Annotated in this window: 21 protein-coding genes and 6 tRNA genes; 12 read left to right on the plus strand and 15 right to left on the minus strand. The window is 68.8% G+C overall.

The window, feature by feature from the left end; translation table 11 throughout:
- Positions 1-286: 286 nt before the first annotated feature.
- The 9 genes from RN743_RS06440 to RN743_RS06480 all read right to left on the minus strand — a co-directional run bounded on the left by RN743_RS06440 (position 287) and on the right by RN743_RS06480 (position 3,538).
- A complete protein-coding gene (locus RN743_RS06440; RefSeq protein WP_310777782.1) occupies positions 287-808 on the minus strand; it encodes a hypothetical protein in 522 nt (173 codons plus the stop codon).
- 34 nt (positions 809-842) lie between these two features.
- The gene (locus RN743_RS06445; RefSeq protein ID WP_310777784.1) at positions 843-1,376 is read right to left on the minus strand and encodes a hypothetical protein; all 534 of its coding nucleotides are present in this window, start codon (positions 1,374-1,376) and stop codon (positions 843-845) included.
- Positions 1,377-1,503: 127 nt separating this feature from the next.
- Positions 1,504-2,346, minus strand: a complete 843-nt coding sequence (locus tag RN743_RS06450) for a hypothetical protein (protein WP_310777787.1) — start codon at positions 2,344-2,346, stop codon at positions 1,504-1,506.
- Positions 2,347-2,828: 482 nt separating this feature from the next.
- A tRNA-Pro gene (locus tag RN743_RS06455) sits at positions 2,829-2,902 on the minus strand.
- A 64-nt stretch (positions 2,903-2,966) separates the two neighbouring features.
- Positions 2,967-3,039: transfer RNA gene (locus RN743_RS06460), tRNA-Gly, on the minus strand.
- 79 nt (positions 3,040-3,118) lie between these two features.
- Positions 3,119-3,190: transfer RNA gene (locus tag RN743_RS06465), tRNA-Thr, on the minus strand.
- Between the two features lie 76 nt (positions 3,191-3,266).
- A tRNA-Ala gene (locus RN743_RS06470) sits at positions 3,267-3,340 on the minus strand.
- 32 nt (positions 3,341-3,372) lie between these two features.
- Positions 3,373-3,447 (minus strand) — tRNA-Asp (locus RN743_RS06475).
- Between the two features lie 17 nt (positions 3,448-3,464).
- Positions 3,465-3,538: transfer RNA gene (locus tag RN743_RS06480), tRNA-Val, on the minus strand.
- A 219-nt stretch (positions 3,539-3,757) separates the two neighbouring features.
- Here RN743_RS06480 and RN743_RS06485 point away from each other — a divergent pair.
- From RN743_RS06485 to RN743_RS06525, 9 genes are all read left to right on the plus strand, one after another.
- Positions 3,758-4,567, plus strand: coding sequence for a cytochrome c3 family protein (locus RN743_RS06485; protein ID WP_310777790.1), 810 nt, complete (start codon positions 3,758-3,760; stop codon positions 4,565-4,567).
- Positions 4,555-7,647, plus strand: coding sequence for a molybdopterin dinucleotide binding domain-containing protein (locus RN743_RS06490; RefSeq protein WP_310777793.1), 3,093 nt, complete (start codon positions 4,555-4,557; stop codon positions 7,645-7,647). Before RN743_RS06485 ends, RN743_RS06490 begins: the two co-directional genes overlap by 13 nt.
- Positions 7,647-9,014, plus strand: a complete 1,368-nt coding sequence (nrfD, locus tag RN743_RS06495; protein WP_310777795.1) for an NrfD/PsrC family molybdoenzyme membrane anchor subunit — start codon at positions 7,647-7,649, stop codon at positions 9,012-9,014. Before RN743_RS06490 ends, nrfD begins: the two co-directional genes overlap by 1 nt.
- The gene (locus tag RN743_RS06500) at positions 9,007-9,510 is read left to right on the plus strand and encodes a DUF3341 domain-containing protein (protein ID WP_310777797.1); all 504 of its coding nucleotides are present in this window, start codon (positions 9,007-9,009) and stop codon (positions 9,508-9,510) included. Before nrfD ends, RN743_RS06500 begins: the two co-directional genes overlap by 8 nt.
- Entirely contained in the window at positions 9,507-10,121 is a 615-nt protein-coding gene (locus RN743_RS06505; RefSeq protein ID WP_310777800.1) for a cytochrome c, read from the plus strand. Before RN743_RS06500 ends, RN743_RS06505 begins: the two co-directional genes overlap by 4 nt.
- Complete coding sequence (locus RN743_RS06510; RefSeq protein ID WP_310777803.1) at positions 10,118-11,398, plus strand: hypothetical protein; 1,281 nt, start codon at positions 10,118-10,120, stop codon at positions 11,396-11,398. The genes RN743_RS06505 and RN743_RS06510 overlap by 4 nt, the downstream gene beginning before the upstream one ends.
- A gap of 150 nt (positions 11,399-11,548) precedes the next feature.
- Entirely contained in the window at positions 11,549-11,848 is a 300-nt protein-coding gene (locus tag RN743_RS06515; RefSeq protein WP_310777806.1) for a hypothetical protein, read from the plus strand.
- A 95-nt stretch (positions 11,849-11,943) separates the two neighbouring features.
- Entirely contained in the window at positions 11,944-12,222 is a 279-nt protein-coding gene (locus tag RN743_RS06520) for a CopG family transcriptional regulator (protein ID WP_310777893.1), read from the plus strand.
- On the plus strand, positions 12,143-12,628 hold the full coding sequence (locus RN743_RS06525) for a PIN domain-containing protein (protein ID WP_310777809.1): 486 nt from the start codon (positions 12,143-12,145) through the stop codon (positions 12,626-12,628). Before RN743_RS06520 ends, RN743_RS06525 begins: the two co-directional genes overlap by 80 nt.
- Positions 12,629-12,837: 209 nt before the next feature.
- Here RN743_RS06525 and RN743_RS06530 read toward each other — a convergent pair whose 3' ends face one another.
- On the minus strand, positions 12,838-15,636 hold the full coding sequence (locus RN743_RS06530) for a 2-oxoglutarate dehydrogenase E1 component (protein ID WP_310777812.1): 2,799 nt from the start codon (positions 15,634-15,636) through the stop codon (positions 12,838-12,840).
- Positions 15,637-15,651: 15 nt separating this feature from the next.
- Positions 15,652-16,566, minus strand: a complete 915-nt coding sequence (locus RN743_RS06535; RefSeq protein WP_310777815.1) for an MBL fold metallo-hydrolase — start codon at positions 16,564-16,566, stop codon at positions 15,652-15,654.
- Between the two features lie 174 nt (positions 16,567-16,740).
- Here RN743_RS06535 and RN743_RS06540 point away from each other — a divergent pair, with 174 nt between their 5' ends.
- Positions 16,741-17,430 (plus strand): hypothetical protein, encoded by a 690-nt coding sequence (locus RN743_RS06540; protein ID WP_310777818.1) that lies wholly within the window; start codon positions 16,741-16,743, stop codon positions 17,428-17,430.
- 18 nt (positions 17,431-17,448) lie between these two features.
- Here the strand turns inward: RN743_RS06540 and RN743_RS06545 are convergent, their stop codons facing one another.
- Positions 17,449-18,792, minus strand: a complete 1,344-nt coding sequence (locus RN743_RS06545; protein WP_310777821.1) for an amidohydrolase family protein — start codon at positions 18,790-18,792, stop codon at positions 17,449-17,451.
- Position 18,793: 1 nt separating this feature from the next.
- Positions 18,794-19,882 carry a mechanosensitive ion channel family protein gene (locus RN743_RS06550; protein WP_310777825.1) on the minus strand — a complete coding sequence of 363 codons (1,089 nt, stop codon included), beginning with the start codon at positions 19,880-19,882 and terminating at the stop codon, positions 18,794-18,796.
- 204 nt (positions 19,883-20,086) lie between these two features.
- Between RN743_RS06550 and RN743_RS06555 the strand changes: the two genes are divergently transcribed.
- Together RN743_RS06555 and RN743_RS06560 are read left to right on the plus strand one after the other, a co-directional pair.
- The gene (locus RN743_RS06555; RefSeq protein ID WP_310777827.1) at positions 20,087-20,650 is read left to right on the plus strand and encodes a DUF411 domain-containing protein; all 564 of its coding nucleotides are present in this window, start codon (positions 20,087-20,089) and stop codon (positions 20,648-20,650) included.
- 44 nt (positions 20,651-20,694) lie between these two features.
- Complete coding sequence (locus RN743_RS06560) at positions 20,695-21,294, plus strand: hypothetical protein (protein ID WP_310777830.1); 600 nt, start codon at positions 20,695-20,697, stop codon at positions 21,292-21,294.
- A gap of 42 nt (positions 21,295-21,336) precedes the next feature.
- Here the strand turns inward: RN743_RS06560 and RN743_RS06565 are convergent, their stop codons facing one another.
- Positions 21,337-23,655, minus strand: coding sequence for a PBP1A family penicillin-binding protein (locus RN743_RS06565; protein WP_310777832.1), 2,319 nt, complete (start codon positions 23,653-23,655; stop codon positions 21,337-21,339).
- Between the two features lie 39 nt (positions 23,656-23,694).
- Complete coding sequence (locus RN743_RS06570) at positions 23,695-24,696, minus strand: pyridoxal-phosphate dependent enzyme (RefSeq protein WP_310777835.1); 1,002 nt, start codon at positions 24,694-24,696, stop codon at positions 23,695-23,697.
- Positions 24,697-24,817: the final 121 nt, after the last annotated feature.

A 24,817-nucleotide genomic window follows, 5' to 3' on the forward strand; every position in this document is an offset into this window, starting at 1 on the left:
CGTAAGCTGAACGATCACAACGACATGTGAATCCGAAAGCTCATGTCGCGTAGGCATTCTCGTCGAACGACGGATAGTGCGACGCGTCTCCGCGTGCGAATGCCCTTCGGCTTCAACCGATGGGAATGCCAAGCCGGTCTGAACCGTGAGCGTGATGGCCGCTTTCGGGAACGGGGTCATTGCGTTGATCGCTTCGTGGGTGAAGACGCGGCAACCGCCCCGCCCCGACGACGACGGGGAGCCCGGCCCGGAGTAGGGGTCAGCCGGCCCCCCCCAGAACCCTAAGCTAGCCTTCCCTGGTTGCGGTGATGATCCAGAGTCCGTGCGACTCGAGAAGGGTCTGGTCCGGAGCAGGGCGGAGCCGCCAGCGATGAGTCGTCACTCCGCTGGCGCGGGTTAGCTGCTCGTAGCCGAGTTCACCGATCGCCGCGATCCCGTCCGCCAGATGAATCGGCACTCCGCCGGCGCGCTGGAGCCGCTTGAACTGCTTCGGCCAGAGGTTCGAGCCGTCCGTTATGTAGAGCCCGCCCTCTGGGGGGAACCGGTTTAGGATCATCCCCGCCAAGCGACCCCTGAAGATACTGAGCGCGCTCCCACCTTCGCCTTGGCTGTCCCCTCGGTGAAACGCGACGCTGATCCGCGGCACGCCCACAAGCGCAGCGCGCGCGTCGCAGCACTTGAACTCGACCTCGGGGGCCAGCGGAAGGGTGCGCTTCAGCCGGTTCCAGTAGGGGACCAGGTGTTCGTTGATATCGCAGTACAGGATCCGGTCGACAAGAGGCGCGAGAATCGCTGCGGACGGCTGCACATCGCGACCTCCGCAGGCGGGATAGAAGCCGATCCTAGGCAGCTTCGGGGGCTCCACCGACCAGCTTTCCGCTGCCCAGATCCAGGCGGCCGAGAAACTCGAAGTAGTTCATCATGAATTCGTGGAGGTCTTCCGGCTCAACGGCGACGAAGCGGTACGAAGGGGGGGTATCCCTGGACAGGAACATGATGTCGTTGATGTCCCGGCCCCCGGTCACGATGTTTCCGTGTGCCAAGGCGTTGCGCATGATGTTGACCACAGTTCCTGCCCTGACGTTGGGTAGCATGGGCTCGGCGCCTGCGAACGCCTGATCGAAGTTCGGTGCTTGCGCTCCAACATCTTTGACCTTGCCCTTCCGCCACGTCGCTTTCCCGTCGGGCCAGAGTGGAGACGACAGGAAGGCTTCCTCGAGGAGTCTGTTGTACTCCGAAGCCGCCTCCTTGTAGCGGTGGCGATCCCCCGACGGATGCGGGGCCTGGCTCTCCTCGTTGAGTCGCTTGAGTCGCTCGTGCGGAACGATCAAGCCGACCGTCGTGATCGAGAGAAGGTGCGTCACCTCCAGACGCATACCACGCGCCGGGAAACGAAGTCGCCTGAGAAGTACGGAACATCTCTGAGGAAAGTCGCTTACGTAATCGCGGTACGCACTCATTCTGATGTCCTCTTAGGGGTCTTGGAGCAATGCTGGAATGCTATCAATGGGACCTCATCCAACGGTTTCGCCATCTGGCGATCGTAGGCTCGACGAAGTCTTTCAAGTACCGTGAGTTGACGGAGTTTCCCCACCAGGCGGGTTTGCCGGGTGCCGATGGATGAATGAAGGTCAAGATGTCTACTTGCTTTCCGTCAATTCGAGCGATTTCGGGAATCGCGGCTCCCTTGTAGCAGGCGGGCGGCTCCGGCCCAAGTCCGAGCGGACCACCGATCCAGCTTCGAACCCCCTGACCCTCAGCAACGATGATGGTCGGTTCAAGGATTTCCAGGGTCCGGAGGAAGTGTCGAGCGCAGTTCCGCCGCATCAGGGGACTCGAAGCGCCCCGCCCCGCCCTACAGCCCTCCGGCGGCTTGTCTACGGCTGAGCAGAGAAGAGCGTTGACGAGGGCGAAACCATCGAAGATGTGGGCGCTCGCCGCGCCGTCCCCAAAGAGCCGTTCTTCCTCAACGTCGGTACCGGGTTCTCCGCCGAGCAGCAGTCGCAGGATCGAGGTGGTACCACGCATGTGGGGATTCCGACCCTGAAAGCCCTCGCTGGCCGATCCATCGATCATGGCCGTGCGGGCAACGAGGTTGACCCGAGTGCATTTCTGTCCGTACTCCTGTCCAACCACGACGATCCGCAGTTCCTGACCGTCTACCAAGAGGTCATAATGCTTGCCGACGTGGCTCATCTGGCCCTCGTAGAAATACGGGGATGCGCTGCCACGGCAGTCCCGGTGGTGTCTGCAGATGAAGCGCTCGGCAGCGAGCAGATTGCGGCGAACGTATGCCTCGAGGTTCGTGATCCGCTCGGCGGTGCGTCCCGGGTTGGACGTGATCAAGTCGAACTCCAACGAGTACATGAGAGTTGGTCTACGCGGGTGACCGTACCTGAACATCGAGCCGGTGTGAAGATCGACGGGCAACTCGAAGCTTGTGGTTGGGTGGCTCAGGATCTCGCGTCCATGAACATCCCTCCGGGCGTGCGGTGACGTTAGGAAGCCCGCTGAAATGGACGGACGCGGCATGTGGATCCGTGGCCGCTGGCGCGGCCGACGCGTGAGCATGCGACTGCCGCATGTTGACCGGGCCGGGGCGCCCGGATTTCGCTACGACCGCCTTCGGCGGCCCGCGTAATCTCGGGGGGCGACTTGGCAGACCGGGCGTACGGAACAGTACGCCGATCTTGGTTGCCCAGGGAATTTAGTCGGGGCGCCCGGATTTCGCTACGACCGCCTTCGGCGGCCCGCGTAATCTCGGGGGGCGACTTGGCAGACCGGGCGTACGGAACAGTACGCCGATCTTGGTTGCCCAGGGAATTTAGTCGGGGCGCCCGGATTTGAACCGGGGACCTCTGCGTCCCGAACGCAGCGCTCTACCGGACTGAGCCACGCCCCGAGGGGTACTGCGGACCGCGCGGTGGGCGCGGGGGCCGGGCTCGCGCGCGAGCCGGCGGCGAAGAAGCGGGTGACCGGATTCGAACCGGCGACCTCAACCTTGGCAAGGTTGCGCTCTACCAACTGAGCTACACCCGCGTGTGCTGCTTCCTCTCCCTCCAAGCTCCCTCCAGGGCCTCCAGCTTGCCGGCCGGCGGCGGAGGGGTGCTGCCGCAAGAGCCACCGGTCGGATTTGAACCGACGACCGCCGCATTACGAATGCGGTGCTCTACCCCTGAGCTACGGTGGCGAGCCGTCGGCCGCTACCCGGGGCGGCCCTGGCGAGAAGGCTTGCCGGGGCTGCGGGGGTGGACGGCGACGGGGAGTGGAGCCGGCGGGATTTGAACCCGCGACCTCTTGAGTGCGATTCAAGCGCTCTCCCAAACTGAGCTACGGCCCCTCGCTCGGACACTCTCTCGAACTCTCTCTGAACGGGGCTGACGGGATTTGAACCCGCGACCTCCGGTGTGACAGACCGGCACTCTAACCAGACTGAGCTACAGCCCCCTGCAACGGCGTTTCGATGGGGCCTACTGGACTCGAACCAGTGACCTCTACGATGTCAACGTAGCGCTCTAGCCATCTGAGCTAAGGCCCCTCCGAAAGACACGACGAGCGGGCCCCGGGTGGGAGCCCGCTCGGACGGACATATGCTAAAGGAGCGGGCCGAATCGGTCAACCTCGGCGGGCGCCGGATGGGCGGTTCGCGGCGACGGTTGCATCCACCGGAGCGGGGTTTACCTTGTTCGCGACCCGGGCTTCCGCCGGCGGAGGCTGCCGGGCGACTCACATCGTCGATTCCCCCTCAGAGAGGCGGATGAAGATAAGCTCTCGCGCGGCCGCGGGCGTCCTCGCCGCGGCCCTCGGCGCCACCGCCCTGGCGCTGTACCGGCCCTCAACCGGCGAACTCGAGCTCGCGGTCGCGAGCCTCGATCCGTCCTCCTTCCTGCACGTCCAGGAGAGCGCGGATCCGCAGGCCGTGGGCGAGGGCGAGACGGCCGCCGCGGCGCTCCAGTTCGCCGAGGAGCAGGATCTCGCGACGATGCCCGCGCAGTGGCGCGCGATCTACGATCACGAGAACGCGAGCCGCGGACCCGAGCAGCCGATCCCGTTCAACCACCGGTTCCACGTCACCGACCTCCAGATCGACTGCATGTACTGCCATGTGGGGACGGAGCGGTCGGTGTCGGGGGTCGTTCCGTCGCTCGAGGTGTGCATGGGATGCCACCGCATCGCGGGCACGGGGCTGCCGCCGGTCGAGGAGCTGCGTCAGTACGAAGCGCGGGGCGAGCCGATCGAGTGGGAGTGGGTGTACAAGCTGCCCGAGTTCGTGCAGTTCAGCCACAAGGCCCACGTGCGGAACCTCGAGTGCCAGGACTGCCACGGCCCGGTCGAGGAGATGGACCGGGTCTACCAGTGGGCGCCGCTCACGATGGGCTGGTGCCTCGAGTGCCACCGGCAGTCTCCCTTCGACGGCGATGTCGCGACCGACCACACGCTGGCGCGGGACAACCCGCCGCCACAGGCCCCGGGGCCTCGTCAGCCGGAAGGGTTCTACCCGCGGGACATCGACACGGACTACGGCCGGACCCGGGCCCCCACGGATTGCGCGGCATGTCACTACTGAACGGGGGCAACGGCGGCTGCGGCTGCGCGGGGAGCTGCTCGGGTGGCGCCGCGCCTGAAGGCGACGCCCTGAACGGCGCCGCGGCGAATGGCGCGAACGGCACGGGGACCTCCCGGCGTCGCTTCCTGAAGGTGCTGGGGACTTCCGGGGCCGGGGCGGCGACGCTGGCGGCGTGCGGTCCGCCGGACTTCGGGGACAAGCTCATCCCCAGTCTCGTCGAGGAAGAGGGGATCACGCCGGGCGTTTCCGACACCTACGCGACGGTGCTGCCGGATGCGGGGCCGGAACCGGTCGCCGTCCATGCGCAGGTGCGCGACGGCCGGGTCCTCGGCCTGAGCCCCAACGATCGGTTCGGCGGAGGCACGAACGGCCTTTCGTCGCTCACGCACTCGACGCTGCAGGACCTCTACGATCCGGATCGCGTGAGCCAGCCGATCCAGCGCAATCCGTCCACGGAGGAGGGGGCGCCTCCCTTCCAGTTCGCGAACTGGGACGACGCGACGGCGGCGCTGACCAACGCGGTGCGCGTCGGCGGCGCGGTGCTCCTCACCGGCCGGGTGACGGGCACGACGGGCCGCTTCATCGCGGAGTGGGCCCGCGTGATGGGGGTCGAACACATCGCTTGGGAGCCGTTCTCGAACCAGGCGCTGGCGGGCGGGACCGCGGACGTGAGCGGCGGCGCGGGCATGCCGCGCTTCGACCTCTCCTCGGCGGACCGGGTCGCCTGTTTCGGCGCGGATTTCCTCGGCACATGGCTCGCCCCGACGCAGATGTCTGCGGGTTTCGCGGCGGCGCGGGACATCGACGCCCACCACCACGCGAAGTTCACGTTCGTCGGCCCGCGCCTGTCCCTGACGGGCGCCAACGCGGACGAGTGGATCGAAGCGCGGGCGGGGACCGAGGGCGCCGTGGCGCTGGCCGTGGCCGGCGTCGTTGCGGCGGCGCGGGGCGTCACGCTTCCGGCCGGAGTGTCCGCTGTGTCGCCGGAGGCCGTCGCGGACGCCGCGGGGATTTCCGCAGACGCGATCCGTGCGCTCGGCGAGGAATTGGCCGCCGCGGAGAACGCGGTCGCGATTCCGCCTGGGATCGAGTCGCAGGGCGCCGCCGCGCGGCAGGCGCACCAGGCGGTCGCCGCACTCAACGAGGTGCTGGGAGCCGTGGGTACCCGGGTCTTCCCGGGGGGCGGCGCACCCGAAGGTACGACGGCGAGCTTCGTGGACATGCAGGCGCTGATGGGGCGCATGCGGGCGGGCCAGGTACGCACGCTCATCGTGTCCGGGTGCAATCCGGCCTACGCGCTGCCCGCCGCCGCGGGGTTCGGCGAGGCGCTCGCTAACGTGGCGAACACCGTCGCGATCACGCCGCACCTCGACGAGACGGCGTCGGCCTGCGGCTGGGTGCTCCCCTGCCACCACGCGCTCGAGTCGTGGTGCGATGCGGACCTCGCGGACGGCGCGATGGCGCTCGGGCAGCCCCTCATGCACCCGGTGTTCGACACGCGGCAGCGCGAGGACCTGCTGCTGGACGTCGCGAACGCGGCGGGACAGGGCGCCGCGTTCGGCGGGGCGGACTACGCGACCGTGCTGCGGAGCACCTGGACCGAGCGGCTCGGCGGCGACGACGCGTGGCTCGACGCGCTGCGGCGCGGCGGCGCCTCGGCGGCGGCGTGGGCGGGCGACGAAGGCGAAGGGTCCGGCGCGGACTCCGGTGCGGATCCAGCGCCCGCGGGCGGCGTTGACGGCTTTGCGGCCCCGCAGGCGCCCGACGGCACGCAACTCGTCGTGTACCCGACGGCCCAGTTCTACGATGGCCGGGGCGCGAACCGCTCCTGGATGCAGGAACAGCCCGACGCGATCACGAAGGTCGTGTGGAACTCGTGGGTGGAGATGCACCCGGACATGGCGGACGAACTCGGCGTGGAGCGCGGAGACGTCGTCCGCGTCGAGTCGGCCCAGGGCGCCATCGAGGCGCCGGTCTACGTCTACCGCGGCATCCGCCCGGATACGGTCGCGATCCCGCTCGGACAGGGACACACGGAGTACGGCCGCTACGCGCGCAACCGCGGCGTGAACCCGCTGGACCTCCTGGCGGCGAACGCGGACCCCGGCTCCGGCGCGCTGGCGTACGCCGGCACGGCGGTCACGGTCGAGGCGACCGGGGAGACGGCCCGACTCGTCGTCACGCAGGGCTCCACCGACGACCAGGACCGGGAAATCGTCCACGCCATGAACGTCGAGGACGCGCTGCACGAGGTCGAGGCGCACGAGATCGACCTCGTCGAGCTGGTCGAGGCCGCGTGGGACTCCGACCCGAACAGCCCGTACCGCTGGGGCATGACCATCGACCTCAACGCCTGCACCGGCTGCGGCGCCTGCGTCACCTCCTGCTACTCGGAGAACAACATCCCCACCGTGGGCGAGGAGCAGGCCGCCCTGCGGCGCGAGATGTCGTGGATGCGGATCCACCGCTTCGAGGAGGAGGCGGAGGACGGCGGATTCCAGACGGTGCAACAGCCGATGCTGTGCCAGCACTGCGGCGACGCGCCGTGCGAGCCGGTGTGCCCGGTCTACGCGACGTACCACAGCCCGGAGGGGCTCAACGTCCAGGTCTACAACCGCTGCGTCGGCACGCGGTACTGCGCGAACAACTGCCCCTACAAGGTCCGGCGCTTCAACTGGTTCAACCACGACGCGCGCGGCCGCGGCGACGGGGGCGCCTTCGCGTGGCCGCTGAACCTCCAGCTCAACCCGGACATCACGGTTCGCGAGGTGGGGGTGATGGAGAAGTGCACGATGTGCGTGCACCGGATCAACAAGGCGAAGATCGACGCGAAGGAGGAGGGGCGGACGGTGCGGGACGGCGAGGTGATGACGGCCTGCCAGGCCAGCTGCCCGTCGAACGCGATCACCTTCGGCAACCTCAAGGATCCGGGGAGCGAGGTCTCCCGCAAGGCGAAGAGCGCCCGCGGCTACCACGCGCTCGGTGAACTCGGGGTGCGTCCCGCGATCACCTACCTCGAGGACGTCACGCACCGGCACATGCCCGCGGGCGGGCACGGCGAAGACGAAGAGGCGCACTGATGGCGACCGCGGAGGCGAAGGTGCCCGCCACCCCGACGCTGGCCGAGGCGAACCGCGACATCACGCGGCCCATCTCGATGCCCGAGAAGCGCTTCTACCTCGTGCTCGGGGTCGCGGCCGCGGGTCTCGCCCTCATGTTCGGGGCCTGGTTCTACCAGATCGGGGCCGGCATCGGCGTCGCGGGCATCACCCACCCCGTCTTCTGGGGCGTGTACATCACGACCTTCGTCTTCTGGGTCGGGATCGCCCACTCGGGAACGCTGATCTCGGCGATCCTCTACCTCTTCCGCTCCGGCTGGCGCACGACGATCAACCGGACCGCGGAGGCGATGACGATCTTCGCGGTGATGACGGCGGGGCTCTTCCCCCTCATCCACCTGGGTCGCGTCTGGTACTTCTACTACCTGATGCCGTACCCGTCGCAGCGGCAGATCTGGCCGGACTTCCGGTCGCCGCTCGTGATGGACGTGTTCGCGGTGTCGACGTACCTCACGATCTCCGCGCTCTTCTGGTACACCGGCCTCATCCCCGATTTCGCGATCCTGCGCGACCGGGCCAAGGGCTGGATGTACAAGATCTACGGCGCGTTCTCGCTCGGGTGGCAGGGGACGGTGAGCGAGTGGCGGCACTACCGCCGCATCTACCTCTACATGGCGGGGATCGCGACGCCGCTGGTGCTGTCGGTGCACTCCGTGGTTTCGTGGGACTTCGCCCTCTCGATCGTGCCGGGGTGGCACTCGACGATCTTCGCCCCGTACTTCGTGGCCGGGGCGATCTTCAGCGGGGTCGCCCTCGTGATCACGATCATGATCCCGCTGCGGTGGGCGTTCGGGCTCGAGGCGTACATCACCGAGAACCACTTCGAGAACATGGCGAAGCTGGTTCTCCTCACGTCGCTCATCGTGGGCTTCTCGTACGGGACGGAGTTCTTCCTCGCCTACTACTCGGCGGACCCGATCGAGATCGAGAGCTTCCGCTGGCGGGCGCTGGGGGCCTACGCGCTCCCGTTCTGGGTGATGGTGTTCTGCAACGTGGTCGTGCCGCAGGCGCTGTGGTTCAAGAAGGTCCGCACCAGCCTGCCGGCGCTGTTCGCGCTCACGATCTTCGTCAACATCGGGATGTGGTACGAGCGGTTCGTGATCATCGTCACGTCGCTCGCGCACGAGTACGAGCCGGGCGGCTGGGGCCTGTACACGCCGAGTTGGGTGGAGATGTCGATTCTCGTCGGCAGCTTCTGCTGGTTCTTCTTCTGGTTCCTGCTCTTCTCGCGCAGCCTGCCGGTGATCTCGATCGCCGAGGTGAAGGAACACCTCGCGCACGAGCACGCGCACGCTGAACACGGAGACGACGGGGATGGCCATGAGTAGCGGCGTCCTCGGGCAGTACGACTCGCTGCACGGCACGCTCGACGCCATCGCGCGGCTGCGGGAGGCGGGACACCGGGACATCGAGGTCTTCTCGCCGATTCCGTCGCCGGAGATCGAGGAGGCGATGGACATCCACTCCTCGCCGGTGCGCGTGTGGGCGCTGACGGGCGCGATCACCGGGTGTACGCTCGGGGTGCTGCTCACGGCGGGCACGTCGCTGGCGTATCCGCTCGTCACGCAGGGCAAGCCGCTCGTATCGCTGCCCCCGTTCGTCGTGTTCATGTTCGAACTCACCGTGCTGCTCACGGGGATCTTCGGGCTGGTCGCCCTGCTCGTGCACACGAAGCGGCCGGTGATCAACCTCGACCCGGCGTATCGGACCTCCTTCTCGGTCGACCGCTGGGGCATCTTCGTCCCGGTCAACGGCGAGGGGCACGCCGCCGCCGAGGCGCTGGTGCGGGAGACGGCCGCGGTGGACGTGGAGGTGCAGGGATGACCGCCCGGGCCGCCGCGACCGTGGTCCTCGCCGCCTTCGCGCTGGGCGGTTGCGACGACCAGATCAAGCACCTGGATCAGCGGACCCCGTTCTTCAACACGATGTCCTGGCAGCCCTCGCTGGAGGCCTACGAGGAGCGGGCGCGGCTGCCGGTGCCCGGCACGATGCCGATCGACGGCGAGCGCACGTACGACCTGATGGCGGCCGACACGATGCTGGTCAGCCCGATCTCCGGCACCGAGGCCGACCTCGCCCGCGGGGCGGAACTGTACAGCCAGTTCTGCACCGTCTGTCACGGCGTGACGGGCGCGGGGGACGGCTCCGTGGTGGGGCAGAACCGGATCCCGGACATCCCGCTCCTCAACATCCGGGGCGAACTCACGCGCGGATACACGGACGGCTACATCTGGGGGATGATCGGGAACGGACGCGGGCTGATGCCGCCCTACCGGCGCATCCCGGCCATGGACCGCTGGTACCTGGTCGCGTACGTGCGGCAACTGCAGGCCGAGGCGATGGCCGAGGAAGCGGCGGCGGCTGAGGCGGCGGCGGCCGAAGCGGCGGCGGAGTCCGAGGCGGGCGAAGTTCCCCCGACGGGAGGAGGCCTGTGAGCGGCGGCGGCGACCGTCCGGCGCTCACCACGGGCGAGGCGCTGAAGACGATCAGCGGCCGCATCCCGACGGTGTGGCTGGCGGTGTGGCTGGCGGCGGTCGCGATCGGGGCCGTCGGCTTTGCAACGACGGTCGGCGGCGACGCGCAGCGCGCCTGGATGAGCGTGTGGTCCAACTTCCTCTTCTGGACCGCGATCTCGATGGCGGGCGTCGTCTTCGGGGCCGTCCTCCAGGTCGCGAAGGGGCACTGGGGCAAGAGTTTCCGCCGGCTGGCCGAGGCCGCGGGCGCCTTCCTCCCCATCTCCTTCGCCCTCTTCTTCGCGCTCCGGCTGGGCGCCGAACACGTCTTCCCCTGGATCGGGCCGGTGGAAACATCGCACCTGAACCGCGACTGGCTGACGCTCGAGGGCGTCTTCATGCGGAACGGGATCCTGCTCGCGGTGCTCTATCTGCTCGGCTTCGTGTGGCTCTTCTACTCGATCCGGGCCGACGCGCCGCTGGTCGCCGCGGAGAGCCGGGGCTGGCGCAAGGCGGTCGTGTCCCTCTTCGCCCGGGGCTGGCGCGGGGACGACGTGGAGGTCGAGCGCTGCCGGAGCCGCATCGGACGGCTGTCCGCCGTACTGATCCTGAGCTGGGCCGTCATCTTCTCGCTCCTGTCGTTCGATTTCGGAATGTCGCTCACGCCGGGCTTCATGAGCATGGTGTGGGGGCCGTACTACTTCATCGGCGGCTGGCTCGGCATGCTCGCCCTCGTCGCCGTGATGGCCCACCGCTTCAACGGGCGGTCCGACGGGATCCGGCTGTGGGGCAAGTACGACTTCCACGATCTCGGGAAGCTGACGTTCGCCTTCGTGGCGTTCTGGACCTACCTCTGGTTCGCCCAGTATCTCGTGATCTGGTACGGCAACATCCCGCGCGAGACGAACTTCTTCATGCCGCGCTCGACGGGCGGCTTCGGGCGCATGTTCTGGCTCCAGATGGTGCTCATCTTCGCCCTCCCCTTCCCCTTCCTCCTGGGGCGGAGCCCGAAGATGAGTTCGCGCTGGCTCGCGTTCGTCGGGCTGCTGATTCTGATCGGTTTCTGGGTCGAGCGCTGGAACATGGTGGCACCGTCGATCTGGCACGGAGAGGGACTGCCGCTCGGCGTGCCGGAAGCGATGATCTCCATCGGGTTCGTCGGCCTGTTCGCCCTCGCGTACGGCGCCTATTCGACGACCTTCCCGAAGGTTCCGATGCGCGAGACGATCGCGCTGGGGAGTCCCGGCCGCGGCCCGTAGGCGTCCGCCGATTTCTCCTCGCCGACGCAAGGGGTGCCCCGGGCGGCCTCCGGCCTCTATTTTCAAATGCTGGCCGTATGACGTGACGGCTCGGGCCCTGCCGATGTGGCGTGGCTTCGTGCCGCGAAGTTCTTGACCGAGGCGGTTTGGATGGAGCTTTCCGACAACTACGAGCAGTTGCTGCAGCGAACGACCGCGACGGTCGAGAAGTACCGCGAGGGGGCCGAGGAGCTGAGGGTGAAGCTCCGCGAGGCCCGCGCCGGCCGAAAGGTTCAGATCATGGCCATGATCGACCGGCTGGAGCGCAAGTACGACGGCGCGAAGACGCGCCTCGAGGAGCTTTCCGATTCCGAGGAAGACGGCAACAGCCAGGCCCTCGGCGTCCTCCACCAGAAGGTGGTCTCCGAACTCTCGGACATGAAGCGGACGATCCAGACCCGCATCCGCTGACCGCCTCCTCCTGCAGTTGACGGGTGTACGCCCGAAAGGTTGAGCTTTCTCCTCTTGGTATTGCGATCTGTTGCAGATCGTATTACCGTCTCGTCATGAACCCATTCTCCCTGAAGCTACCGGTTGCGATGGATGCAGCGCTGACCAGAGAGGCGCGGCGACGCAACGTCAGCCGCTCCGCTCTGGTGCGCGAGATCCTCGACGAAGCACTCGGTCGCGCCTCCGACTCCGAGTCGCCGAGTTGCCTCGAACTTGCCGGGGATCTCGCCGGGTGCTTCGATAGCGGTCGTTCCGATGCGGCGACGGATCCGCTCCTGCTCGAAGAGGCCATGCTCGTCGACGCCGACTACGTTGCCGCCGACCGTCGTCGTTGACACTGGCCCCATCGTCGCTCTGTTCGACCGCAGCGAGGCACGGCACGATTGGGCTCGGCGTCAGTTCGACACTCTGAGGGCGCCGCTGCTTACCTGCGAAGCCGTGCTTTCGGAGACGTCGTTCATCCTCCGGCGCCTGGGCGCCGACCCAAGCTTGCCCGTGCAACTCGTGGAGCAGGGCATGCTGCGCATCGCACCGCTGTTTGATGCCACCGCCGACGCGACGGCCGTAGGCCGACTGATGCGACGGTACGCGGACGTTCCAATGTCGTTCGCCGACGCGTGCCTCGTGAGGATCGTCGAGTCGACGGAGCACGCTTCCGTCATGACGCTCGATTCCGACTTCCACATCTACCGGCAGCACGGGCGGCGAGTCATCCCGTTACTCGCACCCGCCGAGTCGTGAGGGAAGGAAGAGTCACATCAAGGCGGCCGCAGGGATTGCGGACGGTGCCAAGAAGCGCCTGAGGACTCGGTCGGGGATCAGCGGTTCACGCGTTGTCAATGGCGGCCGAAAATGTGACACATGCGGCGGGTGAAAATGTGACACCCGGCCGGAGGTGACGAGCCTCATGTCGCTCTCCGGCTACGGGGGTCCGGGCGCAGAACCCGTCTTCAGTCCAGGCGCAGGGCGGCGCGGAGGAGGCGGCGCTGGTGCCGGACGTGCTTGCCGAAGTAGCCCTCCGCGGGGCTCGCGCGTTCGGGGCGGCCGATGTAGACGGGCTCGCGGCCGATGAGTTCGCGCAGGTGCGGGCGCATGAACGTCCAGGCGCCCATGTTCTCCGGCTCCTCCTGTACCCAGCAGATCTCCGCCTCGCGGGGATAGGGGGCCAGGGCCGCGGCCAGCTCCTCCGCCGGGAAGGGATAGGGCTGTTCGACGCGCAGGATCGGGATGTTGTGGGCGGGGGGAGCCTCCGCCAGCAGGTCGAAGTAGACCTTTCCGCTGCACACGAGGACCCGGCTCACGTTCGAAGGGTCGGCCCGGAAATCCGGGTCCGGGAGCACGGGGCGGAAGGCGGCCCCGGTGAGGTCGGCGATCGTGGAGCGGGCACGGGGATGGCGCAGCAGGCTCTTCGGCGTCATCACGATCAGGGGGCGACACGTTGCGCGCAGCGCCTGCCAGCGCAGGGCGTGGAAGTACTGCGCGGGCGTGGTGCAGTTCACGACGCGGATGTTGCCTTCGGCGGCGAGTTGCAGGAAACGCTCCAGCCGGGCGCTCGAGTGCTCCGGGCCCTGGCCCTCGTAGCCGTGGGGAAGGAGCAGGACGAGCCGCGACTCCAGGCCCCACTTCGTGCGGCCCGAGACGATGAACTGGTCGATGATCGCCTGCCCGACGTTGGCGAAATCGCCGAACTGGGCCTCCCACATGACGAGCGCGTTGGCGGCGATCGTGGAGAAACCGTACTCGAAGCCGAGGGTGGCGATCTCGGACAGGGGGCTGTTCGCGATGCGGAACGCCGCCTGCCCGTCTTCGAGGTGGGCCATGGGCGTGTGGGGGCGTCCATCCTCCGCGTCGTGCAGCACGAGGTGGCGGTGGCTGAAGGTGCCGCGCTCGGTGTCCTCGCCGGTGAGGCGCACGGGGACGCCCTCCGTGAGCAGGCCCGCCAGCGCGAGCGACTCGGCATGCCCCCAGTCGATGCCTTCGTCCAGCGCGGCGCGACGGCGTTCCAGCTGTCGGCCGAGCTTGTGGAAGGGCTTGAAGTCGTCGGGCCAGCGGTGGATCGCCTCGTTGAGGTCCCGCAGCCGCGCCTCTGGAATGCCGGTCGGCCGCGCCGGCTCCGCCGGGTCCAGCAGACGCTTCGGGTCCGGGGCCGCTCCCGTCTGTGCGTCCGCCTCCTTGTGCGCGGCGATCGCCCCCCTGGCCGCCTCGAGTTCCGCATCCACGTCCGCGACCATCTCATCGGTCTCTTCGCGGGAGAGCAGCCCGCGCTCGATGACGACTTCCGCAAACTGCGCGCGCACCCGCGGGTGCGAGGCGATCCGCTCGTACATCATGGGCTGGGTGTAGGAGGGTTCGTCCCCCTCGTTGTGCCCGTAGCGCCGGTAGCCCACGAGGTCGATGACCAGGTCCTCCCCGAACTCGAACCGGTAGTCGACGGCGAGCCGAGCCGCGGCCATGCACGCCTCGGGGTCGTCCGCGTTCACGTGCACGACGGGAAGCCGGAAGCCGAGCGCGAGGTCGCTCGCGTACCGGGTCGAGCGGCTGTCGCCGGGCAGGGTGGTGAAGCCCAGCTGGTTGTTCGTGATGATGTGAAGCGTGCCGCCCGTCTCGTAGGCCCGCAGCCGGCACAGGTTCAGCGTTTCCGCCACGACGCCCTGCCCCGCGAAGGAGGCGTCGCCGTGGATGAGGATGGGGAGTATGGCCGATGAGTCGGAGGCCTCGCCGCTGAAGCGCGCGGCCCGGGCCATTCCGAGGACGACGGGGTTCACGTGCTCGAGGTGGCTCGGGTTGGGGGCGAGCCGCACGTCCAGTTGGACGTCGTCCTCCGCGACCTGCGACCGGCCTCCGACGTGGTACTTGACGTCGCCGGATCCGTGCTCCGGGAGCGCGGTCATGATGCCGCGCGCGGCCTGTTCCTCGAATTCGGCCACGATCGACTCGTAGGACAGCCCCATGACGTGGGCCAGCACGTTCAGGCGCCCGCGATGCGCCATCCCCACGAACACCTGCCGCGCCCCGCGCCGCCCCGCGCTCCCGATGATCCCCCGCATCATGGGCACGAGCATGTCGAGCCCCTCGACGGAGAACCGCTTCTTCCCGAGGTAGGTGCGGTGCAGGAAGGTCTCGAGACCCTCCACGCGGGTCAGCCACTCGAGGCACGCCTTCGCCCGCTCGCGGCTCATGAGGAGCCGGTGGCGGTGCGATTCGATGTAGTCCACGAGCCAGTCGCGCTGAGCCGGGTTCTCCATCTGGTCGAGTTCGTAGCCGATCGGGCCGCAGTAGATCTCCTCCAGGCGGTCCACGACTTCGGCCGCGTTGTCGCCCAGGTGCTTGAGCCAGACGGCGGAAGCCGGTACGCGCGCGAGTTCTTCGCGGCGGATGCCGTGATACGCCGGTTCGAGCAGCGGATGCCTCGGAGGCTCCGATCCGAGCGGATCGATGCGCGCCCCGAGATGTCCGTAGGCGCGGTAGTCCTCGACGAGCGCCCCCGCGATGGCGGCGAGCCGCAGGTCCTCCGTCGCCACGACCTCCGCCTCGGCCGGCGTGGCTGGGGGCGGGGGAGGAGGAGGAACCACCACCCTCGGCGGCGCTTCCACGACCGCCCCGGCCGATGGATCCCAGCCCGCCAGCGGGGGCGGGATCACGCCCCGGTCGCGCAGGGTCCGTTCGACCAGCCCCTCGGCGTATCCCGCGTTGTAACCGTCCGCGACCCAGCCGCGGTCGTTGGCGGAGCCGCTACCGTCGTCGCTCATCGCGTCGTCGCTCGCTTAGTGGTGGCCGTGGCCGTGTTCGACGTTCTCGGCACCCGCCGCGCCGGAGAGGCTCCGGTACACGGTGTCGAGCCAGCGTTCCGTCGAGATGAACTGCCAACTCCAGTCCGCCCACTCGTCGGCGACGCCCTCGCTCTGGATCTCTTCGCTGCTCATCCCCGCCTCGATCTTGCCGCGGACCATCGCGATCGTCTCGGTGATCATGCGGTGGTACGTCCGCAGGTCGTCCACGGTGGAGAGCGGACCGTGTCCCGGAATGATGTGGATGTCGGCCGGCACATTGTCGAGCACCTGCGCCACCGCTTGCTCGAGTCCCTCCACGCTCCCGCCACTGCCGATGTCGACGAAGGGGAAGAGGCCGGAGAAGTAGTCGTCGCCCATGTGGAGGACGTTCGAGCCCGTGAAGTGGATGAGCGCATCCCCGTCCGTGTGTCCGTGCGGGATGTGGAACGCCCGGATCTCCTCGCCGTTGAAGTGGATGGAGAGGGCGTCGTCGAAGGTGACGACGGGCAGGGCCACGTCGGGCGATCCGCCCGCCTGGAGCCTCGCGCGCACGTTCGTGTGCGCGACGATCGTGGAGGCGTCACCGAACTCGGCGTTGCCGCCCGTGTGGTCGCCATGGAAATGCGTGTTGATGATGAACTGTGGCTGCGCGGCTTCCTCCGATTGCCCCACTTCCCGAAGTGCGTCGCGGATTTTGTCCGCCAGCGGCGCGAACTGGTCGTCGACCATCACGACGCCGTCCGGGCCCGAGGACACGCCGATGTTGCCGCCGCTTCCCACCAGCATCCAGACGCTGCCGGCGACGTGCGTCGCTTCGATCTGGACGGCCGAGAAATCGCGCTGCGCGAGGACGGGGGTGGAGAAGAGACCCGCGAAGAGGGTCGCGAGGAACAGCGGTCGAGCTTTCATGGAAAGAAACTCCTGAATACGGGCGCCGTGCAGCGCCGAATGCGTACCGCCGGGCAGATACCGCCGGGCGCCCGAAGATGGGGCACGGCCCGGGCCAATGCCACCTTTGGCCGCAGCGGGCCGAAGCGCCGGAACTCTTGACCGCCCGGCGATTCCCGAACCACACTGCGCAAGATGCGCAGCTACATCGTCTTTCTGCTTCTCTTTTCGATCAAGGTCGCGGCGAAGGCGCTCTGCCGGGTGCGGCTGGAGTGGATCCGCGAAGCCGACGATCCCTGGTCCGGACTGCGCGTGCTCGCCCTGCTCAACCACACGAGCCTCTTCGAACCGGTGTTCCTCGCCGCGGTGCCGAATCGCATGCTATGGCAACTCGCGACGCACGGTGTCATACCGCTCGCCGACAAGACCGCGGCTCGACCGATACTGGGCCGGCTCTTCCTGCTCTTCGCCAAGCACGTGGTGCCAGTGACGCGCGAGAAGGATGACACGTGGGAGGAAGTGCTCCGGCAGGTCCGGGATCCGGAGGCCGTACTCATCATCCTGCCGGAAGGGCGGATGATGCGCCGCACGGGGCTGGATGTTGAGGGGAATCCCATGACCGTCCGCGGCGGGATCGCGGACATCCTCCGGGCGATGCCGGACGGTCGGCTGTTCATCGCCTACAGCGGCGGGCTCCATCACATCCAGGCCCCCGGGGAACGCTTTCCGCGGCCCTTCCGGAGCGCCTGGCTGGGCGCCGAGGTCGTGGATATCGCGGAATACTGCCGGGAATTGGGCGGCTCGGAGTGCGCGGAGACCTTCAAGGTGGCCGTCATCGAGGACCTGACGCGCCGGCGGGACGCGTACTGCTACCGCAACGGATGAAGCCGGAGGGGCGTGCCGTCAGTTGAAGCGGACGCGCCTCCAGTCCCCCTCCCGGTCGAAGGTCCACGCATCTCCGTCGATCACGACGAACGAGATCCGGCGCGCGTTCCGGATATCGGCGGCGGGGTTCGCCTCGAGGACGAGGAAGTCGGCGCGCTTCCCGATCTCGATCGTCCCCCGCTCGTGCAGTTGGCCGAGCTCGATGGCGCCGTTCCTCGTGGCCATGCCGAGGACTTCGAGAGCGGGGATGCCGGCCTCCACGAGCAGTTGCATCTCACTGTGGAACCCCTCTCCCCACGGAGTGGTGCGCGGAGCATCGGACCCCACGAGCAGGCGGACCCCGTGGCCGTGGAAGGTCCGGACCAGCGCCTCGGCCTTGGGCCAGACCGCCTCGAGCGCGCTCCGTTCGTCGTTCGAGAGCGGCGTGCAGGTGGCGGCGTCGGCCGGACAGTCGAGAGCGGCGGACGCGCCCGCCAGCAGTGGCAGGAGGGCCGAGTCGCTCGAAAGGAGCGCCGTGACGGCACGGTCGACCTCGGGCCCCTGCGGCTCCAGCCGCTCCAGCCACGCGACCTGGGCCGGGACCTGCCCCGCCTCCACAAGCGCCTCGAAGGGTCCGCGCTCGTTCTCCGGAAGCAGCTCGGGGTCGCCGGAGACCAGGGGACCCGCGACGTCGGAGCCGGCACGCAAGGCCAGCAGCCAGCCGCCATCCCGGCGGTCGGCCCACAGCGGCACCTCCGCGCGGCGCGCGGCGCGCGCGATCCCCACCAGCCAGGACAGGGGCACGCCGGAGGCGACGGAGACGAAGCCGGCCCCATCCGCGGCCTGCCGCGCCACCTCCGCGACGGCGGCGGCTTCCGATTCGAGCGCCACGCCGGGCGTCGCGCTCCCGGAATCGAGGACGGGACCGCCGACGTAGACGACAGGAACGGGGTCGTCGCCGAAGCCTCCGCGGCCTCGCTCCTCGAAGGCGGCCAGCGAGATGGCTCCATCGCGCACTCCGGTGATCCCCGCGGCCAGCAGCGCGCGCAGCTCTTCCGTGGTTCGAGGCGAGGCGTGCGCATCGATGAACCCGGGGAGGAGGTAGGAACCCGAGAGGTCCACGACGACGGTGCCTTCCGGGGCGGCCACGGAGCCCTGGGCGCCGATGTCCTGTATTCGGCCGCCCCACACGAGGACCGCCGAGGAAGGCCGGGGCGGCCCGCCGCGGCCGTCGATCACGGTCACGTTGGTGAACAACTCCGACTGCGGCGTGATGAACGCATCCTGGCCGGCGCCCGCCAGTCCGCCGGGGAGAACCGTCCCCGCCAGTATCGCGGAGGCCGTGCTGAGCGGCCGGCGTCCCATCATCGCGGCGCGTCGCAACTCAGACGCCGTCCGCCTGTGGTCCATCCGCGGACCGGATGAAGAGTTCCCGCTTCGGGTAGGGGATCTCCACACCGGCCTCCGCGAAGGCGCGGAGCGCCCCCTCGCTGATGTCGTCCGCGATGCGCCGTCTCGCCCTCGCATCCACGACCCAGACGCGCAGTTGGAGGTTGACCTCGGACGGACCGAAGCTCCGGGCGATGACGATCGGCGCGGGATCGTCCTTGACCCCCTCGACGCCCAGGGCAATGTCCACCAGCAGCGACTTCGCCCGCTCGATGTCCGATTCGTATGCGACGGAGAAGGGGATCCGGAGCCGGATGTCCTGGCCGGACATCGTGTAGTTGACGATGTCGCGCAGCATGAGCTGACTGTTCGGGACGACGATGACGAGATTGTCGGGATTCCGGATCTTCGTGGCCCGGAGTCCGATCTCGATCACGTCGCCCCAGGATCCCGTCTCGTTGGGCGCCGTCCACAGTTCGATCCGGTCCCCGACCTGGAAGGGGCGATCGACGATCAGCAGCACGCCCGCGATCACGTTGGAGAGCGTGTCCTTGGCGGCGAGCGACAGGGCGAGACCCATGACGCCGGCGCCGGCGAGCAGGGGTGCGATGTTGATGCCCAGTTCCGCGAGCGCGAGGACGACACCGAGGGCGATGACCGCGAAGCGAATCGCCTTGTTGATCATCGGGAGCGCCGTCTTGTCGAGCGGCGTCGACGTGCGCGCGACGACTTCCGTCTCGAGCGCGGTCAGGAGATCCCCGACGAAACGGCTCAACGGGAAGAAGAGGACGCCGATCCAGATCGCATAGACCCACTGGGCCGCCATGGGCAGGGCCCAGGTGTCCAGCAGGCGCCAGACTGCCCACGCCCCGCTCGACAGCAGAAGAGCCTGGCGCAGCAGCCGCACGGCCAGATCGTCGAGCTGCGTCGCGGTTCGCGTTACCCAGTGCTTCTGGGCACGGCCCAGGACCATCAGCGCCACGAGGTAGACGAGACCGGCCACCGCGACGACGATCAGGCTGGGCAGCCAGCGCGGAGCCGTGAAGGCGACCACCTCGGTCCACAGTTGTGACAGTCTCTCCATCAAGCCTCGCCTCTCCCCAGCCGTTGCCGCCACGCGCGGGGCTCTCGCACCCGCGGGGCAACTGCACCCCCGCTGCACGCCCGCTGCACCCCCGCGCGCGGTCGCCGCGCGATGCCGCGCAGAATCGTATCGTAATGGTACCGTGGCAGCCTTCTTGCGGATAACTTGGGGGATGGAGCGGCAGGAATCGAACCGGGAGCGGTGATGTTGAACGGAAAGTTCGGAAATGCGGGGGTCGGAGCGGCCTTCTTCGGGGTGGCGCTGCTCGTCACCGCGTGCGCGCCGCAAGCGGCGGGGGAGAGCGGGCGCACGGCGGCTGCGGCATCATCGACGGCCGCGGTTTCGTCGACGGCGCTGGTCGATGCGACGTTGGCCGCGACCATCGCGGAAACGCCGACGATCACGGTCTACAAGTCACCCACCTGCGGGTGCTGCGCCATCTGGGTGGACCACATGCGGGAAGCCGGGTTCGAACTCGACGTCCTCGACATGGATGATGCGGCCCTGGTCCGCGTGAAGCTCGACGCGGGCGTACCGCTCCGGATGCAGACATGCCACACGGCGCTCGTGGGCGACTACGTGTTCGAGGGCCATATCCCGGCCGAGGTCATCGCCCGGTTCCTCGCCGAGAAACCCGCCGCGAGCGGGCTTGCGGTGCCTGGGATGCCGATCGGCTCTCCGGGCATGGAGTTCGGGGATCGCGTCGATCCCTACGACGTGCTCGCGTTCGACGCGGCGGGCAACACGTCGGTCTACGAGAGCCGCTGACTCCGTAACCCCGCCGCTCCCGACACATCACGGACGCAGTCCGAATGGCATCGTTCATCGCTGCGCTGCTGGCGCCGGTTGCCGGAGTCCTGCTCTACGTCTGGCTGCACAGTCGCCCGAGCACGATTCGCGCCATCGACAAGGCCGTCCTGTGGATCCTCCCGGTGCTGATCGCCCTTCAGATCCTCCTGCACTCCTGGCCCGAGCTCCACATCGGGGCCCTCATCGCGGTTCTGTCGGGAGCAGGCGCCCTCTATGTCATTGAGAAGATCTCCCGTTCGCTGGCGCGGCACACGGACGACCTCGCCATCTTTCTGGGCGTGTTTTCGATGGCCGTGCACGCGCTCCTGGAGGGCGGCGCGCTGATACCGGCCGCGGCGAACGCTCCCTTCGCCCTCGCCGTCATCCTGCATCGGGTCGCCGTGGGGCTGCTGATCTGGTGGTTGCTCGAGCCTCGGCACGGCGTCGGCGTGGCCACGGCGGGGGTCGGAGCGATCCTCGTGGCAACGACGATCGGGTTTGCGGCGGGCACCGAGATCCTCCCGGATGGGCACGCCGCCATCGAACTCTACCAGGCCTTCGTCGCGGGCTCGCTGCTTCACGTCGTGTTCCACCAGGGGCGCCGCGACCACCGACACGACTAGCAGATCGGGGCCCGCGAGGCCCGGAAGCCTTGCTGGGGCGGCTTACCGCCTCGGCGTCGTACGCCGCGGACTTCCTCGTCGCCACCCCCGGATCGGATATCCGCAGGAAGCCTCGGGCGCCGTGCCGGCGAGGAAGAGTTCGGGCTGGCCCCGACATCCCCACCCGGCGCGCAGGCCGGTCCGGGGCTCGACCTCGACCCATTCCACGCCGTCGGGAAACCGGAAGTCGGATCCGCCCCCGGTTCCGAGGACGCGGATGAGAAAATCCGTGAAGATCGGCTGGGCGGCTCGCGACCCGGACAAGCCCAGGCGTGTCCCGTCGTCGAAGCCGACCCAGACGCCGATGGCCAGTTCCGGCGTGTAGCCGACGAACCACGCGTCGCGCGAGCCGTTCGTGGTGCCGGATTTCGCCGCGAGGGGGCCCCGGTACCCGGCCGCGCGCACACCGCTCCCGGTGCCGCGCTCCACCACCCCGCGCAGAGCGGACGTCACCAGGTACGCCTCCGCCGGGCTGATCACGGCCTCCCGGCGAAGCTCGGCCGGTCGGATGGTCTCGCCCTCTCGACCCAGCACGGCGCGCGCGGCGCGCGGGGGCGCCCGTCTTCCCTCCGCCGCCAGCACGGCATAGGCCGCCGTCAACTCGAGGAGCGTGACCTCCGAGGCCCCGAGGGCGAGGCTCGGATACGGCGCCAGAGGACTCTCGACACCCAGTCGTTGCGCGGTCTCCACGATCCTCTCGGGACCGACGGCGAGTCCCAGACGGGCGAACGGCACGTTGCGCGACTCCTCGAGCGCCTCGCGCAGTCTTACGGGTCCGAGGAACTCGCGGTCCGCGTTCGAGGGTCGCCACATCCCCGCCGGCGTCTCCAGCGCCAGCGGCTCGTCCCGCAGCGTTGAAGCCAGGGTGAAGGGGGCGTCCGCCCGCGGATCCAGCGCGGCCAGCGCCACGATCGGCTTGAAGGCGCTCCCCGGCTGACGCAGCGCGTGCGCGGCGCGGTTGAACTGCGACGTGCCGTAGGCGCGTCCGCCGACCATCGCCAGGATGTCGCCGCTCCGCGGGTCGAGGGCCACAAGCGCCGCCTGGAGCGGCCCCGCCTGCTCCGCGAGGCGGGTACGGGTCCGCTCAAGCCTGCGGATTCCCTCCGACACGGCCAGCTCCGCGGCTCGCTGCAACTCCGGCTCCAGCGACGACACGACGGTCAGGCCCGCGCCATTCAGACCCAGCGGCCGTGCTCCCGACCCCAGCTCTCGCCGCAGGAAATCCAGGTACCAGCGGGCATCCGCCTTCCGCTCCCGTGGAGCAGCGAGGGTCAGGCGCGTTTCGAGTTCCGCGTTCAGCCGGTCCGCGTCGATGTGGCCGAGCGCGTGCATCTGCCGCAGGACCACGTCCCGCCGGGCCCGGGCGCGCTCCGGGTGCCGGTGCGGAGCGTACATGCTGGGACCTCGAATGATCCCCACCAGCATGGCGGACTGCCCCAGCGTCAACTCGGAAACGTCCCGGTCGAAGAAAAACGGCGCCGCCCGGCCGAAGCCGTGAATCGCCACGCCTCGGTCCTGCCCGAGGTAGATGTGGTTCACATACGCTTCGAGGAGCCGCCGCTTCGAGAACCGCCTCTCCAGGGCCACGGCGATGGCCGCCTCGCGGACTTTCCGCAGCAGCGTGCGGTCGGTCGAGAGGAAGAGCGTGCGCGCGAGCTGCTGGGTGAGGGTGCTGCCGCCTTCGGCGATCCGCCCCTGGCGCAGGTTCGAGAGCATGGCGCCGGCGATGCGGCGGGGATCCAGTGCGCCGTGTTCATGGAAGCGGCGATCCTCCACGGTGAGGAGGGCGTCGATCAGGTGGCCGGGGACTTCATCGAGCCTTACCGGGATGCGGTCCCGGCCGTGCTCGCCGGGCACGGTCCCGATGACCTCGGGATCCAGGATGAGGGTCGCGAGGTCCTGCCCGTCCGCGTCCCGAATGGATGTCACCCGACCCGTGCCCGCATAGCCGCGGAACCGGACGCGCACCAACCCGCCGGGATCCATGTAGCCGCCCAGGCGCAGCGCCCGGCGACCCAGCCTCAGTTCGCCGCCGCGCCACGCGAACTCTCCCCGGTCGGGCGTGCGCTTCGAAGCGGAGCGGTAACCGACCCGCGTCAGGTGGCTTGCGACCTGCCGCGGCTCCACGCGGTCGCCCGGACGCAGGACCAAAGGCCGAGCGACGACACGCGTCGGAGAGACCGCATCGATCGATTCGAAGTCGCGCACGACCTTCGCCTCGAAGCCGAGATACGCGAGCCAGCCCGCTGCGACGACGCCGGCCAGGATGCCCAGCCTCCGCCAGATCCGTCTCCTGCCTTTCCTGCCTCTCTTGCGTTTCACATCGACTATGACGCTCCGGGTCGAAAAAAGGTTCCCGGATCAGTCGGCCGCCCGGATGTGCTTCCCGAACGTGTCCAGGTCGATGTTCGAGCCGGAGAGGACGAGGCCGACGCGCCGCCCTTCCAGCCTCTCCCGGAGGGGACCGCAGGCGGCGGCCAGCGGAGCGGCGGAGGCGGGTTCGGCGACCAGCTTCGCGTCGAGGAACAATGCTTTCATGGCGGCGCGGATCGCGTCGTCGACGACGAGCACCACGTCATCCACGTAGCGCTGCACGAGTCCGAAGCTGTACGGCGCCGCGTGGGGGGCGCCGAGGCTGTCCGCGATCGTGTCGATGCGGTCGAGCGCCACCGGCTCGCCCGCATCGAGGCTGCGCCGCATGGAGTCGGCGCCGACGGGCTCCACGCCGTAAACCCTGCACGCGGGCACAAGCTGTTTCACGATGCTCGCCGTGCCGGAGATCAGGCCTCCGCCCCCGATGGGGATGACGAGCGCCTCGAGGTCTGGAAGCTGTCCCGCGACCTCGAGACCCACGGTCGACGTGCCGAACACCGTCGCCTCCCCCTCGAACGGATGGAGCGCCAGCCGACCCTCTTCCCGGGCAATCTCCTCCATGAGCGCGAATCCGCTCGCCCCGTCGTCCGCGAACTCGATCTCCGCCCCGAAGTTCCGGCAGCGCGCGACGCGGGCCGGGTTGGCGGAGGACAGCATGACGACCTTCGCGCTCGTGCCGGCGGCCCGAGCGGCGTAAGCCACGGAGATGGCATGGTTCCCGGCGCTCACGGCCGTAACGCCTCGGCGCAGCGTCTTCGCGTCCGCGCGGAGGACGTTGTTGAGCGCGCCCCGGACCTTGTAGGAACCCGTGCGCTGGAAGAGTTCCAGTTTGAGAAAGAGCTCGACCCCCGCGGGCAGAGCAGCGATGCCGGGGTCGGGAATCCAGCGCCTCACCGGCGTGCGTTCGATCCACGGCGCGACGCGCGCGAGTGTCTCGCGGCTCCGCGCCGGCGTGGGGGGCCGGGGGCTGGCGGGCGGAGGTTCGGTCATGGTTTCCCCGGGGTCGAGGTGGAGTGTCTCGGCGGGTCGTTGCGGAAGCCCGCCGCGTCGGCGGCTTGACAAGCTAACGGCGCGATGCGATCCTCCGCGCCCATGACGAACACCCATCCGT

The sequence above is a fragment of the Candidatus Palauibacter scopulicola genome (assembly GCF_947581915.1).
In the GTDB taxonomy this organism is placed as follows: domain Bacteria; phylum Gemmatimonadota; class Gemmatimonadetes; order Palauibacterales; family Palauibacteraceae; genus Palauibacter; species Palauibacter scopulicola.